Origin of the sequence: Bacillus sp. CBEL-1 (assembly GCF_004348885.1) — a bacterium.
GTDB classification, from domain to species: Bacteria; Bacillota; Bacilli; order Bacillales; family Bacillaceae_H; genus Priestia; species Priestia aryabhattai_A.
The window spans coordinates 1,797,995-1,814,417 of the sequence record NZ_SBIM01000013.1; the positions used below are offsets into that span (position 1 = coordinate 1,797,995).

Here is a 16,423-nt window from a genome sequence, read left to right on the forward strand (position 1 = left end):
TGAGTGTCATCAAGCTGTTTTGAGCATTATGGGAAACGTGGGAACTGTTTGAAGTCTGGGTTACGCTTTTCTTTGAATGCGTCACGACCCTCTTTTGCTTCATCAGTTGTGTAATATAAAAGCGTAGCGTCTCCAGCAAATTGCTGTATACCAGCTAATCCATCTGTATCAGCATTAAATGCAGCTTTTAAGAAACGTAGAGCTGTTGGGCTCTTTTCTAACATTTCTTCACACCACTTAATTGTTTCTGCTTCTAACTCTTCTAATGGTACAACAGTGTTAACAAGTCCCATTTCAAGTGCTTCTTGTGCGTTGTATTGACGGCATAGGTACCAAATTTCACGCGCTTTTTTATGACCAACAATACGCGCTAAGTAGCCTGAACCATAGCCAGCATCAAAGCTTCCAACTTTTGGACCTGTTTGGCCAAAAATTGCATTATCCGCTGCAATTGTTAAGTCACATACGATATGTAAAACGTGACCTCCACCAATTGCGTATCCTGAAACCATTGCAACAACTGGCTTTGGAATAACGCGAATTAAACGCTGTAAGTCTAATACGTTTAAGCGAGGAATTTCGTCTTCGCCTACATAACCACCATGTCCGCGTACTTTTTGGTCTCCACCAGAACAAAATGCTTTGTCTCCAGCACCTGCTAGCACAATTACACCAACGCTTGAATCATCACGCGCATATGCAAAAGCATCAATTAATTCCATTACCGTTTTTGGACGAAAAGCATTTCTTACTTCTGGACGGTTAATTGTAATTTTTGCAATTCCATTATATGTTTCATACAAAATATCTTCATAATTACGTTGAGATACCCATTCAACTGTCATCTTTCTTCCTCCTCATGTTCTGATAAAAACTCACTTACTATTTTACCAAAAATTCTTGGTTGTTCCACATGAATTGCATGGCCGGCATTTAAAACAACTTTATGCCTACAAAATTTGAGCTGATTAGACATCTTTTTTGCAATTTCACAAAATTTCCGATCCTGCTCACCCGTGATTAAAAGGACTGGAAAAAGCAAATCATTTAACCTTTCCCAATAAGATTCTTGCGCCCCTGTTCCCATACCTAATAGGCTATTTCCCAAACCACGTTCTGTTTGAGCTAACCTTTCTTGTCGAACTAGCGCTTGATCCTGTACAGACATTTGTTTTTGAGTTTCAAACATAGGAATGTTTTCCCAATAATCAACAAACTTAAAAATACCTTGGTTCTTAATAAACACAGCTAATTTTTCATCTGCAGCTTGCCTTGCAATTTTTTCTGCCTCTGTCTTTAGACCAGGTGACCCACTTTCCATAATAAGTGCTTTTACTCGCTCTGGAAAGTGACAGGATAACGCCAGTGCTAGACGTGCTCCCATCGAATAACCTAGGACAACGGCTTTTTCAATATGGAGTTGGTCAAACAACCCTACAATGACGTTCATCATCTGTTCCATTGTATATAGAGAAACTGTTTTCGGAGAATCCGTTTTCCCGTGACCAATAATGTCAATTGTAATAACCTGATAATAACGTGCCCAAGACTTTGCAAATGTACTCCAAGTTTGAGAAGAGCCTGTAAAACCATGCAATAATAACAGAGGCATTCCCTTCCCTTGCACTTCAACATGGTACGAAACACCTTCATATTTATAATACATCTCTTATTCCTCAAACTTAGACAAATTTATTACCTGTGAAACGTTATTCCAGATTTCACGGTGCATTTCGACATTTTCTGTACGAACTGTTGGTACCTCAACAATATGCAGTCCGCCCTCTTTAAACGAAGCTTTTAGTGCATCATGAAATTCACCTGCTGTATAAGCTCTACTAAATGTACCAGCATATAAATTTGCAGCATGCTCAAACTGCAAGCCTGTTGGTGTACCGAATAAAAACTCAAAATGCTTCTCTTCTTTTGACTGAGGTAGGAATGAAAAAATCCCTCCACCATCATTGTTAATGAGCACGACTGTTAAATTGAGATTATGCATTTTAGCAGCAAGCAAGCCGTTTAAATCATGATAAAAAGATAAGTCACCAATTAAAAGTACAGTATGCTCATATTCAGTGCTAACGCCTAAAGCTGATGAAACTACACCATCAATACCATTGGCACCTCGATTTGCAAATAAGTGAAGCTTTTTATCTGTTGCAAAGAAAAACGAATCTACATCTCTTATCGGCATTGAGTTACCGATAAACAAAGCCGAATTAGCTGGTAAAAGGTTTGACAGTTCCTCTACAATGCTACCTTCAAACCACTTATCTTGTAAGCTGGCTTTTAATGAATCCTTAACTTGCTTATTTAATTCAATCCACTTTTCGCTCCATGAATTAGAAGATTTTTTACTCCCTATATACTTAGGTAATTCACGAGCAAATAGTCCTTCGTTGCACTGAATCATATGTGTGGAGCGAAGTGTAGGATCTCGCCATCCGTTACTTTCATCTACTACAAAAACAGCTTTTGGTTCATAAGCTTTTAAAAATAAAGTTAACCCCTTTGATACAGGCATGGCACCAAAACGAATGACAACTTCTGGCTTCAATAGTGATTGAATTCCTTCTTTTTTCAAAAATGAATCATAAGTATCGATGATAAGAGCTTTATCGTGATTACCACTTCTCATCTGGGAGAGTGGATCTGCAATAATTGGAAATTGAAGATAATCTGATAACTCTACAATAGCCTGTTTATCCTCACTATTTAGCTGGTCTCCACATATGATTAAACCTTTTGTTTCGTCTTTTATGAACTGACCAATATGCTCAAAAGCTTGGCTAGAAAGCATTGATTTTCCTTCATCAAACGATACATAAGAGTTTTCACGTTCATGTAAGCTCCATAAATTTTCCAAAGACAGATTTGGAACAATTGGCTCACGAAGCGGCATGTTAATGTGAACAGGTCCTTTTGGACCACTAGCTGACAGGCTGACAGCTCTTCCAGCCACAGTTCGAATGTAACGAATTGGCTCTTCTGTTGCTTCTGGTAAAGCAGTATCTACAAACCACTTCGCGTAGTGACTAAACAAGTATTGTTGATTAATTGCTTGTGGAGCCCCTACCTCACGCAGTTCATGTGGACGATCTGCAGTAATAACAAGTAGAGGAACCCTTGAATAATATGCTTCAACAACCGCCGGAAAATAGTTCGCAGCAGCTGTTCCAGACGTACAAACAAGCGCAACAGGCTGATTTTTTGCTTTTGCCATACCTAAAGCAAAAAAACCAGCCGAGCGCTCATCAATATTTAAATGAACTTTTATTTTTTCATGCTCAGACATTAACATAGCAATTGGTGTTGAACGAGAGCCAGGGCTTACCACAACGTGATTCACACCTAATTTGGCTAATTCGTCTACAAAAGCTGCTACGTAAGCAGTTAGCTGATTAGTATGGTCCACTTGCTATACCCCCTAAAGCTGATAGCATTGGATTAAATTTAATCGTTGTTTCTTCATATTCACTCTCAGGAGTCGAATCCGCTACAATTCCACAACCTGCAAACAGCATCGCCTGTTGTCGTTCAATTACACCTGAACGAATTCCAACAATAAACTCTCCGTTACCATTAATATCAATCCAACCAATTGGAGCTGCATACCATCCTCGGTCGAATGGCTCTAACTTTCGAATAATGGACAAAGATTCTTTTTGTGGATATCCTCCTAAAGCAGGTGTTGGGTGGAGCTCTTTTAACAGCGAAAACAATGTCACATCTTTCTTCGTTTTGCCTCGAACAGGTGTATAGAGATGTTGAATATGCTTCGTTTTATACAGTGTTGGTTGCATAGGTATTTCTACTTCCATACAATAGGCTTCCATTGCTTCTTTTATCATATGAACAACCACATCATGTTCAATTAAATTTTTTTGATCATTTAAAAGCTCATTACCTAAAAGCTCATCTTCTTTTCTTGTTTTTCCTCGCTTAATAGAACCCGCTAAACAAGTCGAAAAAACATAGTCTCCCTCTTTTTGCACCAAACGCTCTGGAGACGCCCCAACAAAATGTTGATTTTCATTCTCAAAAATGAAGGTATAGCTTGTAGGTTGTTCTCTCAACAAACGCTGAATAACGTACTCTGTCGAAATTGCTTCGGTAAATGTTGCTTTTAACTGTCGAGCTAGTACCACTTTCTCAATTTTTCCTTGTTGGATTAACGAAGTAGCATTTTGAACATTTTTTTTAAACCTTTGCACATCAATTTCTTCTTTTGTTAATAGTAAAGGCGATGAATAGCTACTACCGTCATATTCTTGGTTTCCTAACAATCCTTCAAGCTCTTCAATATGCTTAAGATGAGCTTGTATATTGTCTTCACCACTTACTTTAATGTTTATACTTAGATATCCATTCCCTTCCGTCTCTGTATAAAGAACAGAGGGAATTACAAATTTACTATTGGAAAAATCGTTCCAATGGTTGTCCCTTTTTTGATAAGGATCAAATGAGAACCCTCCAAAAAGCAGAGGACCTGTACCATTTGGAAACTCTACGTCATTTGTATACAAAATATCTCTTTTAAAGCGCTTCCATTGTTTTTCTGTATCAAAAAAACGCTCAGACCCTTCTTTGGAAGACAGCGTATAAGCTCTTCCTAACCCAACGAACGTATACTGCTGGTTCGGATCTCTCCAAAAGAAACGTTCTTTACAAAACTGTCTATAGCCGTTTGCATAAAAAATAAGGGGGTCAATAGGTCTTACTTTTTTGACTACGCTGACAAGTTTTGTGTTACTTTCATTTTTGGCACATTCAATTGCCTCTGATAAATGATCATGTATTAACTGTTCAGTTATTGCAATCACACTACGTCCCCCCGTTTATAATGTCGTAAGTCTTTAACCAATTTATTATAAACTTTCGCTGTAAAAAAATCTAGTTTGACAACTGAATTCCCTTGATAAGATTGTATCATATCTCAACAAAAGTTACCGATTTTGTGCTCTTTGTTTCCAAGTTACATTATATAACTTAAAAAAATATTTACTTTCCTTCAGCAATGAAAGTATTTATCGACTAGTTTTTCCATAACTAAGGGAAGAAGTCGTTACACATTTCATCATAAATACCAATCATTTCACATGTGAAACACGATAGAACTTAATTTTTTTAAATCATTTAACACATAATAATGTGGAATTGAGTAATTCAAGGGAAAAGGGAGAGAAGTCTTATGATTTCCAATAAGCAACTAAATCAATTAAGGGAAGCATTATTAACTGAACAAGAAAGCCTAATGCATCAGTTAAAAGACAATAATGATTTTGGGTTAAGATCCCAAAGTTTACATGATTCAACCGGAGAATTATCAAGTTATGATAATCACCCTGGAGATATGGCCAGTGAAATTTACGAACGTGAAAAAGATATTGCATTATATGAACATACACGCGAAGAGCTAAAGGAAATTAAGGCTGCTTTAAATGCTATGGAAAAAAGCTCATATGGAAAATGTAAAACTTGTGGAAAAGATATTAGCTTTGAACGTCTCCAAGCAGTTCCTACCACCTTGTACTGTAAAGAGCATAGTCCGTCGCAAGAAACATCACGACAACGACCCGTCGAAGAATTAAACCTTCGTCATCCATTTGGACAATACGATTTGGATACTTCCGGAGCAACTGAATATGACGCGGAAGATTCTTGGCAAGACGTCGAAAGATATGGAACGTCTGAATCACCATCTGACTTCGAAGGAGATATCTCTTCTTATAACGACACATACATTGAACATGATGAAAACGTTGGATATGTAGAAGACTATGAGAACTTCGTAGGTACTGATTTATATGGAAAAGAAATTGTTGTATACCCGTCCAAACAGCATGAAGAATATGAGCAGACCTTAGATGAAGAAGGTATTATGACAACTTTTGGTGACCTACCATCTCATGAAAAAGAGCATTATACAGAATACCAGGAGTAGCGTAATACGGCTGTTATTCTGTATAAAAATATATGTATAAAGAAATTCCGATAATTTCTTTAGTGATAATAGATAAAAAAGGAGCCTAGAGGCTCCTTTTTTAATATGACAATATTTGTTTTGATGAATTAATTTCCCAAATCTCTTTTGCATACTCTGATATTGTGCGATCGCTAGAGAAATAACCTGATTGAGCAATATTTAACGCGCTCATTTCAAACCATTTCTCTTTGTCACAGTATGCTTGATTTACTTTTTCTTGTGCTTGAACATAGGAAGCGAAGTCTCTCAGTACGTAGTACTCATCATTTTGCATTAACAACGAATCGTAAATTGGTTCAAATAAATCGTAAGTATTCTTAAAAAAGCCGTTTATAAGCTGTTCTAACACTTTTTTTATTCGCTGATCATGATGATAATAATCAAATGAGCGATACCCACCGTTTTGTTGATAGTGTAAAACTTCCTCAGATGATAAACCAAAGATAAACATATTGTTTTCTCCAACAGCTTCCGCAATCTCTACGTTTGCTCCATCCATTGTTCCAATAGTTAAAGCACCGTTCATCATGAATTTCATATTCCCAGTGCCTGATGCTTCTTTACTGGCAGTTGAGATTTGTTCGCTAACATCGGCTGCTGTAAAAACATCTTCAGCCAAAGAAACGCGGTAGTTTTCAAGGAAAACAACTTTTAAAAACGGCGATGTGATTGGATCACTGTTTACTACATCAGCCACTGAGTTAATTAACTTAATAACCTTCTTAGCATAGTAATATCCTGGCGAAGCCTTTGCTCCAAAGATAAAAGTTCTAGGTATAATTTTAAAGTTAGAGTCTTCTTTTAAACGATTGTATAGATACATAATATGAAGTACATTTAGCAACTGTCGCTTATAAGCATGTAACCTTTTCACTTGCACATCAAAGATTGACTCTGGATTTATTTCAATACCAGTTTGCTTTTTGATAACTTCGCTTAAAATATCTTTCCGCTGTTGCTTTACTTGTTTTAATTGGTCTTTAAAATTGTTATCTTGAGCATAAGGCTCCAACTGTTTTAATGCGTAAGGATTTTTCACCCAGTCATCACCGATAGTTTCATTGAGAAGCATTGATAATTCTGGATTCGCCTTTAACAGCCATCGTCTATGAGTAATACCGTTTGTTTTATTAATAAACTTCTGTGGATAGAAATCAAAGAAGTTTTTCATTTCTCGCTTTTTTAAAATGTCGGTGTGTATTTTTGCCACGCCGTTTACTTTATGACTTCCTACAATCGCTAAATGAGCCATCTTCACCATATCATGCGCGATAATGGCCATATCCTCAATTCTTTTCCATTGGTAAGGATATTTTTTCCACAACTCTTCACAAAAGCGCTGATTAATTTCTTCCACAATCATATAAATACGAGGGAGAAGCGGTTTAAACAAGTGAATTGGCCATTTTTCTAAAGCTTCAGATAACGTCGTATGGTTGGTGTATGAAATGGTCTGTGTAGTAATATGCCACGCATCATCCCAACTAAGATTTTCCTCATCCAAGAGAATGCGCATCAATTCTGGAATAGCTAATACAGGATGGGTGTCATTGATATGAATCGCTACCTTTTCATGTAGATTGGCAAGCGTCCCGTACACAATACGATGGGAACGAATAATACTTTGCAAACTAGCGGATACGAGAAAATATTGCTGCTTCAATCTTAAAATTTTACCATCTTCATGGGTGTCATCTGGATACAAAAATTCGGATACTGCTTCTGTTTCTCTCTTATACTGCATTACGTCTTTATGTACTGGAAATGAAGCAGGTTCTGCGTTCCAAAGTCGAAGCGTATTCACCGTAGTCGTATCATAGCCTACTACCGGAATGTCATACGGCACAGCTAAAATAGACTCTCCATTAATATGTCGAAATGCTAGTTTGCCATTATCATTGTAATATTCAACTTCTCCCCAGAAGTTTACTTCAATCGATTGATCAACTTTTCTCACTTCCCAAGAGTTACCGTGACGAAGCCACTGTTCAGGCAATTCTACTTGAAAACCATCCACAATTTTCTGATCGAATAACCCATGTTTATATCGAATTCCACATCCATGCCCTGGTAAATTTAAAGAAGCTAAAGAATCTAAAAAACAAGCAGCTAAACGGCCTAACCCACCATTTCCTAACCCAGCATCTGCCTCAATTTCCTCAATCTCTTCTAGTGAAATATTTAAATCTTTTAACCCTTCTTCAACTACTTCTTTTATTCCAAGGTTAAGTAAATTTTGTCCTAATAGCCTGCCTAATAAAAATTCAATCGAGAGATAATACACTTGTTTTGAATGATTTGACCTCTGAGCCTCATTAGTAGCAATCCAATCACTACTAATATACTCTCTGACCATATTTCCTAACGTATGGTATTGATCTTGTACCGTCGATTCTTTGAAGCTTTTCCCATAAGTCATTTCTAACTTTTTTAAAAATACTTTTTGAAAGCTTTCTTTATTAGAGAACAAGCTTATCACCCTTTCAAGATGAAATAGATGTTAAGTTCGCATATAGTTGATTATATTTAAATGCCGACTGCGCCCAGCTATAATCTTGACTCATAGCATCTCGCATTAATTTCTCCCATACGTCCTTATCATTGTAAAAGGAAATTGCCCTTTCAATTGTGTAAAGCATATCGTGAGCGTTATAATTTGCAAAAGTAAATCCATTTCCTTCGTGAGTAGACTCATTATACGAAAGGACCGTATCATTTAGCCCACCTGTTTCCCTGACGATTGGGATTGCACCGTAGCGCAACGCAATCAATTGACCTAATCCGCATGGCTCAAACTTTGAAGGCATTAAAAATAAATCTGATCCCGCATACACTTTATGGGCTAGGGCTTCATTGAAACCAATGATTGCTTTTACCTGATTGGGATACTGAGATTCCATGTCTTTGAAAAATGATTCAAATTCTTCTTCACCTGTCCCGAGTATAACAACTTGCGCACCTAAACGAGTTATTTCATGAAAAACATGCTTTACAAGATCTAACCCTTTTTGTTTTGTTAACCGCGTTACCATTGATACAAGTGGGACATTATTTTTCACATCTAATCCAAGGTATGCTTGTAAATCTTCTTTATTCTTATTCTTACCTGCTAAATCTTGTGCTGAATAGTTAAATGCAATTAACTCATCCACTTCTGGATTATAAGCCTGATCATCAATACCATTTACAATCCCTATCAAATCCTGGTCTCTTTGTCTTAGCAATCCATCTAACTTTTCACCATAATAAGGCATTTGAATTTCATTTCGATAAGTTGGGCTCACTGTTGTAATTTTATCCGCAGAGACAAGACCGCCTTTCATAAAATTTAAATTGCCATAAAACTCTAATTGATTAGACGTAAAGTGATAATCATTTAAGTTTAGTAGCTCATATAAATTTTGCTTTGGAAAGACCCCCTGAAACTGTAGGTTATGAATAGTGAATACCGTTTCAATATGGTCATACATATTATATTGCGCTCTTAATAAAAAAGGAATCATGGCTGTATGCCAGTCATGACAATGAATGATATCCGGCTCATTTACTAAAGTTGGAATAGCTTCTAGTACTGCTTTAGAGAAAAAGGCAAAGCGTTCTGCATCATCATAATGACCGTACAGACTATCTCTTTTAAAATAGTATTCATTATCAATAAAAATGTACTGAGTACCATTCATTTCTAGCGTATAAATCCCACAATATTGTCTTCTCCATCCAACTTGTACATAGATGACTTTTTCTAAAGTCATCTGCTCACTGTACTGTTCAGGAATTAAGCTATACTTGGGCATAATTACAGATACGTTGGTGCCCAGCTGCTTCAATTCCTTAGGCAAAGCACCAGCTACATCCGCTAATCCTCCTGTTTTAATAAACGGTACACATTCTGACACTGCAAATAATACATTCACGAATTCATCAACGCTCCTTGAACTGTTCCTTTTGCTAATACTCTTGGTAGATTAGGTTCACCATTCAACTCTTCATGACTACCTATTTTTACATCTTTATCTAAAACAACATAGTTTAATACGCTATTTTCAAGAATAGCTCCTTTTTGCATCACAATACTATTTTTAACAACTGCGCCTTTTCCTATCTTTACACCTCGGAAAATAATACTGTTTTCAACATGCCCTTCAATAACACATCCGTTAGCAATCATTGAATTTTTCACTACAGCTGTTTTTGCATAGCGCGTTGGAGGTTCATCTTTTGTTTTTGTATAAACTGGACGAGTTCTTAGAAATAGCTGCTTCCACGTGTCTGGAGATAAAATATCCATACTAGCTTTATAATATGCTTCTAGCGAATCCACTTGAGAAAGGTATCCATTATGCTCATACGTAATCACTTTGGATGACTCTGAAAGATAGTGCACAAGCTCTGTAATCGTATCAAAATCTTGGGTTTCATTTTGTAGGATATCGAGTAACGTTTTTTTATTAATAATGTATATGTTTAGAGGAGTATTACCACTCACTACTGACGTTACAACTGCACCTTGAGCTACATGACGCTTTAATACTTGACTGAAATCAATGGTACAAATGGTATAGCTATTTGCAATAATAACGTAATCTTGTTTACTTCGAAGGAAATAATCAATATGATAGCGGAATTGAGCAATTAGCGATGGGTCTTCTAATTTTAAATCGTTTTTTACAGGTGGAAAGATGAATAGTCCATCTCTTTTTCGGTCTAGATCCCACTCTTTTCCTGAACCAATATGATCAGTAAGAGCACGATAGCGGTCCTTTGGAAATATAGCCACGCTTTGGACGCCAGAATTCACCATATTCGACAGCATAAAATCAATTAAGCGGTAGCGTCCTGCAAATGGAACAGCCGCAATTGAACGATAAAAAGTTAATGGTTGTAAAGAGCTCATAGTTGTGCAAGCATCAATAATGCCTAGCATTTGATTATTCAATGTAGTTCATCCTCTCTGTTAATTAAATGCATTATGAAATTGATTCTAAAAGTTCATTAGTCACTAAAATGACTTCTTCTTTTCCCTGTGTTGGCTTAATAATAGTTCCATCTGGAATGATTACATCTGACGGAATAATAGCATTTTCAATATATACGTTTACTCCCACTTTAGCCGATGGCATCACAACGCTTCGTTTGACCTCTGAACCGCTGCCAATTTGTACTCCTGGAAACAACACAGAGCGTTCAATACTACCTTCAACAACGCAGCCCTCATTTACTAACGATTCCACTACGCATGCTGTTGGAGCAATATACTGAGGAGGTTGACTAGGATTTACTGAATATACTTTCCATGAAGAATCAAATAAATTGAGCTCATCACTTTCGTCTAATAAGTCCATATTCGCTTCCCACAAGCTTTTAACTGTACCAACATCTTTCCAATACCCTGTAAATGGATATGCTATTAAGCGCTTCTTCTCTTCTAACAATAGAGGAATGACATCTTTCCCAAAGTCATGACTAGAATAAGGATTACGTGCATCCATTTCTAGATATTCTTTAAGAATATTCCATTTAAAAATATAAATACCCATAGAAGCTAGATTATTCTTTGGATGCTGTGGCTTTTCATCGAATTCCTCAACTTCTAAAGCTTCGTTTGTATTTAAGATTCCAAATCTACTTGCTTCATCCCAAGGAACTTCAATCACTGAGATAGATACATCTGCCTCTTTTTCAATATGGTAATCTAGCATACTTTCATAATTCATTTTGTAAATATGGTCTCCGGATAAAATTAACACATACTCAGGTTCATACTGACATAGGTAGTTTAAGTTTTCATAAATTGCACTAGCAGTTCCTTTGTACCACTTTACCCCTGATGACTCTGAATAAGGAGGTAATACCGTAACGCCTCCGTCTCTCCTATCCAAGTCCCAAGCGCTTCCAATACCAATATAAGAATGTAAAAGTAAAGGCTGGTACTGTGTTAAGATTCCAACTGTTTCAATCCCAGAGTTGGAGCAATTGCTTAATGCAAAATCAATAATTCGATATTTTCCACCAAATGGGACAGCTGGCTTTGCTAAATTTTTTGTAAGTGAACTTAATCGACTACCTTTTCCTCCTGCCAATAACATCGCTACGCACTTCTTTTTTAACATTTTTTTTTCTCTCCCCCCGTTTTTTCTTTGTTCTCATGATGCTAATCCCAAAGGGTGGTACATCCATTTCAATATGAAACGGTAGACCGTGAAACCCTTCCTCAACTACTTTTAAAGGTTTTGAGTTAACAACTCCAGAACCTCCAAAATCAACATGATCACTATTGATGACCTCAACATATTCTGTGTTTAGAGGAACACCTACTTTATATGCATGATATGGAACATCTGAGAAGTTACATACCACTACAAGCTTATCCTGACTATTTGTTGATGTTCGAATAAACGAAAAGATTTTTTGATCTCGATTATTCACATCAATCCAAGAGAAACCTTCTTCTTTATGATCTAATTCATAAAGTGGCTTACTTCTTTTATAAATTTTAAGTAACTCTTTAAAATAACTATTTAAATTTTGGTGCATGTCAAAGTCATATAGCTGCCAATCTAAATCACTTGCGTCTTTCCACTCATCGAATTGACCAAATTCTCCACCCATAAATAGTAGTTTCTTGCCCGGATGAGCAATAAAATAGCCGTATAATAATCGCAGCTGAGCAAATTTTCGCCAATAGTCTCCAGGCATTTTATTTAACATTGATTTTTTCCCATGAACGACTTCATCATGAGAGAATGGTAAAATGAAATTTTCATTAAAGGCATACATTAAAGAGAAAGTCATCTTTTCATGAAGGTTCGCTCTTTGATGAGTGTCTGCTTCCATATAGGTTAAGACATCGTTCATCCAGCCCATATTCCATTTGTAATTAAAACCTAGCCCACCATCATATGTAGGAGCTGTAACTAGTGGCCAATCTGTTGAATCTTCAGCCATCATTAAAATAGTTGAATCATAGGCAAAAACCGCTTCATTGAGCTTTCTTAAGAATTGAACAGCATATTGATTTTCAACCAATTCATGCGAATTCGGCCAATACAACATATTGGCAACAGCATCGACCCTAAAGCCATCAACGTGAAAATACTCTAGCCAAAACAATGCATTCGATATTAAGAAACTTTGCACTTCTGGCTTACCTAAATCAAAATTAGCCGTGCCCCATGTATAGTTTTCACGGTCTAATTCGTTCTTGTATTCATACGTGGGTGAACCATCAAACATATATAACCCATGCGCATCTTTACAAAAATGGCCGGGAACCCAATCTAAAAGAACGCCTATGCTGCTTTGATGACATTGATCAATAAAATACATTAAGTCGTGTGGTGAACCGTATCGACTTGTTGCAGAAAAATAGCCAGTCCCTTGGTATCCCCACGATTTATCGAGCGGATGCTCAACGAGCGGTAATAGTTCGATATGGGTAAAACCTTGTTCTAGTACATAAGGAATTAATTCTTCAGCTAGTTCACGGTACGTATATAGTTCACCATCTTCGTGAATCTTCCACGAACCCGCGTGTAGCTCATAAATGCACATAGGCTTTTCATAAACAGCGTGTTGCTTCTTTTTACGCTTCCAATACTGATCACCCCACTTGTATCCTTCTAAAGAATAAATTTTAGAAGCAGTGTTAGGCCTTACTTCGCTATGAAAAGCATATGGATCCGCTTTTAATATTTTGGTTCCATTATGAGTTGTAATTTCGTATTTATAAATCATATTCTCTTCAAGATTTGGGATAAATATTGTCCATATCCCTTGAGAGTTTAATCTCTCTAACGGATGATTTAAACCGTCCCATTCATTAAAATCACCCACAATGCTTACCGCAGAAGCATTAGGAGCCCAAACAGAAAATCGTACTCCCTCTATGCCGTTTAGTGTTAACTTATGTGCCCCAAAGAGCTTATAACTATGAAACAAATTTCCTTCATGATAAAGATGGATGTCAAAATCAGTAGGTTGAACAATCGAATTCAAAAATACCCCTCCTTGATAACAATTAACCTAGTAAATAAACTCCTCTTTTTTTATTTCCATTATTTACTATACCCTCTTTTCTAACGACTAACCTAGTAAATAAACCTTTCTTCTTTCATTTCTATTATCTAATTTACATTCCATAAAGCATCTATTTTTTCCTTCTTTTCTGAATATTTTTATGAAAATAAAAAAACCATCTATTTACTAGATGATTTTCAAACAAATAAAAAAGGTTTGCATAAATGCAAACCTTCTCAGATATGACCCGTACGGGATTCGAACCCGTGTTACCGCCGTGAAAGGGCGGTGTCTTAACCACTTGACCAACGGGCCAGTATTAAAATCGACTGGCGGAGAAGGAGGGATTTGAACCCTCGCGCCGCTTACGCGACCTACACCCTTAGCAGGGGCGCCTCTTCAGCCTCTTGAGTACTTCCCCAATATAATGGCTCCACAGGTAGGACTCGAACCTACGACCGATCGGTTAACAGCCGATTGCTCTACCACTGAGCTACTGTGGAATAATAAATGGTGGGCCTAAGTGGACTCGAACCACCGACCTCACGCTTATCAGGCGTGCGCTCTAACCAGCTGAGCTATAGGCCCATTATGGAGCGGGTGATGAGAATCGAACTCACGACATCAGCTTGGAAGGCTGAGGTTTTACCATTAAACTACACCCGCTTAATTATATGGGGCGACTGATGGGAATCGAACCCACGAATGTCGGAACCACAATCCGATGCGTTAACCACTTCGCCACAATCGCCATATAGATGGTGGCTCGGGACGGAATCGAACCGCCGACACAAGGATTTTCAGTCCTTTGCTCTACCAACTGAGCTACCGAGCCTTTTTATAATGGCGGTCCCGACGGGAATCGAACCCGCGATCTCCTGCGTGACAGGCAGGCATGTTAACCGCTACACCACGGGACCACTTTGGTTGCGGGGACAGGATTTGAACCTGCGACCTTCGGGTTATGAGCCCGACGAGCTACCAGACTGCTCCACCCCGCGATAATTTGATAATAATATAATGGCGGAGGAAGAGGGATTCGAACCCCCGCGGGCTTTAACACCCCTGTCGGTTTTCAAGACCGATCCCTTCAGCCGGACTTGGGTATTCCTCCGTATATTATATATGGTAGCGGCGGAGGGGATCGAACCCCCGACCTCACGGGTATGAACCGTACGCTCTAGCCAGCTGAGCTACACCGCCATATTATCAGAAATGTATTAAGTTGGTGGAGCCTAGCGGGATCGAACCGCTGACCTCCTGCGTGCAAGGCAGGCGCTCTCCCAGCTGAGCTAAGGCCCCATAAATGGTCGGGAAGACAGGATTCGAACCTGCGACCCCTTGGTCCCAAACCAAGTGCTCTACCAAGCTGAGCTACTTCCCGTTTATGGCGCGCCCGAGAGGAGTCGAACCCCTAACCTTTTGATCCGTAGTCAAACGCTCTATCCAATTGAGCTACGGGCGCTTATTAAAATGGTGCCGAGGGCCGGACTTGAACCGGCACGGTAGTCACCTACCGCAGGATTTTAAGTCCTGTGTGTCTGCCAATTCCACCACCCCGGCAGGACTTATTTGTGGAGCGGAAGACGAGGTTCGAACTCGCGACCCCCACCTTGGCAAGGTGGTGTTCTACCACTGAACTACTTCCGCGCATTATGAAATTAAATGGTGCGGGTGAAGGGACTTGAACCCCCACGTCGTAAAGACACTAGATCCTAAGTCTAGCGCGTCTGCCAATTCCGCCACACCCGCATGTGTGTGTATTTAAAATGGTGAGCCATGAAGGACTCGAACCTTCGACCCTCTGATTAAAAGTCAGATGCTCTACCAACTGAGCTAATGGCTCGAAAGTGGTGCCGGCAAGAGGACTTGAACCCCCAACCTACTGATTACAAGTCAGTTGCTCTACCAGTTGAGCTACACCGGCAACATATTCATGGTGGAGGATGACGGGATCGAACCGCCGACCCCCTGCTTGTAAGGCAGGTGCTCTCCCAGCTGAGCTAATCCTCCATTATATAACAGCCTGGCAACGTCCTACTCTCACAGGGACAAAGTCCCAACTACCATCGGCGCTAGAGAACTTAACTTCCGTGTTCGGCATGGGAACGGGTGTGACCTCTCTGCTATCGCCACCAGACATATTATATTATACAACATTTTCGAAAGAAATCAAGACTTTTTTTGAGTTTTTATTCTTTCAAAACTAGATAACATATTTGCTGAGTACTTCGTGTACTATCATTTGGTTAAGTCCTCGATCGATTAGTATCAGTCAGCTACACACGTCACCGTGCTTCCACCTCTGACCTATCAACCTGATCATCTTTCAGGGATCTTACTAGCTTGCGCTATGGGAAATCTCATCTTGAGGGGGGCTTCATGCTTAGATGCTTTCAGCACTTATCCCGTCCACAC

At 38.5% G+C, this 16,423-nt stretch carries 10 protein-coding genes, 20 tRNA genes and 2 rRNA genes; 1 reads left to right on the forward strand and 31 read right to left on the reverse strand.

All coding sequences use genetic code 11. The features are described 5' to 3' along the window. Positions 1-26 precede the first annotated feature (26 nt). From menB to EPL02_RS19130, 4 genes are read right to left on the reverse strand one after another with little or no spacing between them, the layout of a single operon-like run. Positions 27-845 carry a 1,4-dihydroxy-2-naphthoyl-CoA synthase gene (gene menB / locus EPL02_RS19115; protein WP_094911977.1) on the reverse strand — a complete coding sequence of 273 codons (819 nt, stop codon included), beginning with the start codon at positions 843-845 and terminating at the stop codon, positions 27-29. Next, positions 842-1,666: a 2-succinyl-6-hydroxy-2,4-cyclohexadiene-1-carboxylate synthase gene (gene menH, locus EPL02_RS19120; protein WP_094911978.1), complete on the reverse strand. Its 825-nt coding sequence runs from the start codon at positions 1,664-1,666 to the stop codon at positions 842-844. The genes menB and menH overlap by 4 nt, the downstream gene beginning before the upstream one ends. A 3-nt stretch (positions 1,667-1,669) precedes the next feature. Next, complete coding sequence (gene menD / locus EPL02_RS19125) at positions 1,670-3,418, reverse strand: 2-succinyl-5-enolpyruvyl-6-hydroxy-3-cyclohexene-1-carboxylic-acid synthase (protein WP_131888441.1); 1,749 nt, start codon at positions 3,416-3,418, stop codon at positions 1,670-1,672. Next, positions 3,405-4,826 (reverse strand): isochorismate synthase, encoded by a 1,422-nt coding sequence (locus tag EPL02_RS19130; protein ID WP_131888442.1) that lies wholly within the window; start codon positions 4,824-4,826, stop codon positions 3,405-3,407. Before EPL02_RS19130 ends, menD begins: the two co-directional genes overlap by 14 nt. A 368-nt stretch (positions 4,827-5,194) precedes the next feature. Here EPL02_RS19130 and EPL02_RS19135 point away from each other — a divergent pair, with 368 nt between their 5' ends. Continuing rightward, positions 5,195-5,947 (forward strand): TraR/DksA C4-type zinc finger protein, encoded by a 753-nt coding sequence (locus tag EPL02_RS19135; RefSeq protein WP_131888443.1) that lies wholly within the window; start codon positions 5,195-5,197, stop codon positions 5,945-5,947. Positions 5,948-6,047: 100 nt separating this feature from the next. Here EPL02_RS19135 and EPL02_RS19140 read toward each other — a convergent pair whose 3' ends face one another. The 27 genes from EPL02_RS19140 to EPL02_RS19270 all read right to left on the reverse strand — a co-directional run. Further along, positions 6,048-8,459: a glycogen/starch/alpha-glucan phosphorylase gene (locus EPL02_RS19140; protein ID WP_131888444.1), complete on the reverse strand. Its 2,412-nt coding sequence runs from the start codon at positions 8,457-8,459 to the stop codon at positions 6,048-6,050. 13 nt (positions 8,460-8,472) lie between these two features. Beyond that, the gene (gene glgA, locus EPL02_RS19145) at positions 8,473-9,903 is read right to left on the reverse strand and encodes a glycogen synthase GlgA (protein WP_131888445.1); all 1,431 of its coding nucleotides are present in this window, start codon (positions 9,901-9,903) and stop codon (positions 8,473-8,475) included. After that, complete coding sequence (locus EPL02_RS19150) at positions 9,900-10,925, reverse strand: GlgC family sugar phosphate nucleotidyltransferase (protein ID WP_094911984.1); 1,026 nt, start codon at positions 10,923-10,925, stop codon at positions 9,900-9,902. Before EPL02_RS19150 ends, glgA begins: the two co-directional genes overlap by 4 nt. Positions 10,926-10,956: 31 nt before the next feature. Continuing rightward, positions 10,957-12,099: a glucose-1-phosphate adenylyltransferase gene (locus EPL02_RS19155; RefSeq protein WP_094911985.1), complete on the reverse strand. Its 1,143-nt coding sequence runs from the start codon at positions 12,097-12,099 to the stop codon at positions 10,957-10,959. Beyond that, complete coding sequence (gene glgB / locus EPL02_RS19160) at positions 12,050-13,984, reverse strand: 1,4-alpha-glucan branching enzyme (protein ID WP_131888446.1); 1,935 nt, start codon at positions 13,982-13,984, stop codon at positions 12,050-12,052. Before glgB ends, EPL02_RS19155 begins: the two co-directional genes overlap by 50 nt. A gap of 264 nt (positions 13,985-14,248) precedes the next feature. After that, positions 14,249-14,320 (reverse strand) — tRNA-Glu (locus EPL02_RS19165). A 15-nt stretch (positions 14,321-14,335) separates the two neighbouring features. Beyond that, positions 14,336-14,426: transfer RNA gene (locus tag EPL02_RS19170), tRNA-Ser, on the reverse strand. A 7-nt stretch (positions 14,427-14,433) separates the two neighbouring features. After that, positions 14,434-14,508 (reverse strand) — tRNA-Asn (locus EPL02_RS19175). An 8-nt stretch (positions 14,509-14,516) separates the two neighbouring features. Next, a tRNA-Ile gene (locus EPL02_RS19180) sits at positions 14,517-14,593 on the reverse strand. Between the two features lie 4 nt (positions 14,594-14,597). Beyond that, a tRNA-Gly gene (locus EPL02_RS19185) sits at positions 14,598-14,671 on the reverse strand. A gap of 9 nt (positions 14,672-14,680) precedes the next feature. Then, positions 14,681-14,756: transfer RNA gene (locus EPL02_RS19190), tRNA-His, on the reverse strand. 8 nt (positions 14,757-14,764) lie between these two features. Beyond that, positions 14,765-14,840 (reverse strand) — tRNA-Phe (locus EPL02_RS19195). 9 nt (positions 14,841-14,849) lie between these two features. Next, positions 14,850-14,925, reverse strand: a tRNA-Asp gene (locus EPL02_RS19200). 4 nt (positions 14,926-14,929) lie between these two features. Then, positions 14,930-15,006: transfer RNA gene (locus tag EPL02_RS19205), tRNA-Met, on the reverse strand. Between the two features lie 20 nt (positions 15,007-15,026). Continuing rightward, positions 15,027-15,119, reverse strand: a tRNA-Ser gene (locus EPL02_RS19210). Positions 15,120-15,131: 12 nt separating this feature from the next. Then, positions 15,132-15,208: transfer RNA gene (locus EPL02_RS19215), tRNA-Met, on the reverse strand. 23 nt (positions 15,209-15,231) lie between these two features. After that, positions 15,232-15,307 (reverse strand) — tRNA-Ala (locus EPL02_RS19220). A gap of 5 nt (positions 15,308-15,312) precedes the next feature. Next, a tRNA-Pro gene (locus tag EPL02_RS19225) sits at positions 15,313-15,389 on the reverse strand. Between the two features lie 4 nt (positions 15,390-15,393). Next, positions 15,394-15,470, reverse strand: a tRNA-Arg gene (locus EPL02_RS19230). 9 nt (positions 15,471-15,479) lie between these two features. Next, positions 15,480-15,568: transfer RNA gene (locus tag EPL02_RS19235), tRNA-Leu, on the reverse strand. Between the two features lie 12 nt (positions 15,569-15,580). Beyond that, a tRNA-Gly gene (locus tag EPL02_RS19240) sits at positions 15,581-15,655 on the reverse strand. Positions 15,656-15,671: 16 nt separating this feature from the next. Next, positions 15,672-15,757, reverse strand: a tRNA-Leu gene (locus EPL02_RS19245). Between the two features lie 18 nt (positions 15,758-15,775). Continuing rightward, a tRNA-Lys gene (locus tag EPL02_RS19250) sits at positions 15,776-15,851 on the reverse strand. 5 nt (positions 15,852-15,856) lie between these two features. Beyond that, positions 15,857-15,932: transfer RNA gene (locus EPL02_RS19255), tRNA-Thr, on the reverse strand. Between the two features lie 10 nt (positions 15,933-15,942). After that, positions 15,943-16,018: transfer RNA gene (locus EPL02_RS19260), tRNA-Val, on the reverse strand. Between the two features lie 11 nt (positions 16,019-16,029). Further along, positions 16,030-16,145 (reverse strand): 5S ribosomal RNA (gene rrf / locus EPL02_RS19265). 105 nt (positions 16,146-16,250) lie between these two features. Continuing rightward, a 23S ribosomal RNA gene (locus tag EPL02_RS19270) occupies positions 16,251-16,423 on the reverse strand; the annotation flags it as partial.

What these genes read in the sequence shown, in the direction of transcription:
- EPL02_RS19155 (WP_094911985.1), bottom strand. Translation starts at nt 12,099, where the DNA reads ATGTTAAAAAAGAAGTGCGTAGCGATGTTATTGGCAGGAGGAAAAGGT.
- EPL02_RS19135 (WP_131888443.1), top strand. Translation starts at nt 5,195, where the DNA reads ATGATTTCCAATAAGCAACTAAATCAATTAAGGGAAGCATTATTAACT.
- menH (WP_094911978.1), bottom strand. Translation starts at nt 1,666, where the DNA reads ATGTATTATAAATATGAAGGTGTTTCGTACCATGTTGAAGTGCAAGGG.
- menB (WP_094911977.1), bottom strand. Translation starts at nt 845, where the DNA reads ATGACAGTTGAATGGGTATCTCAACGTAATTATGAAGATATTTTGTAT.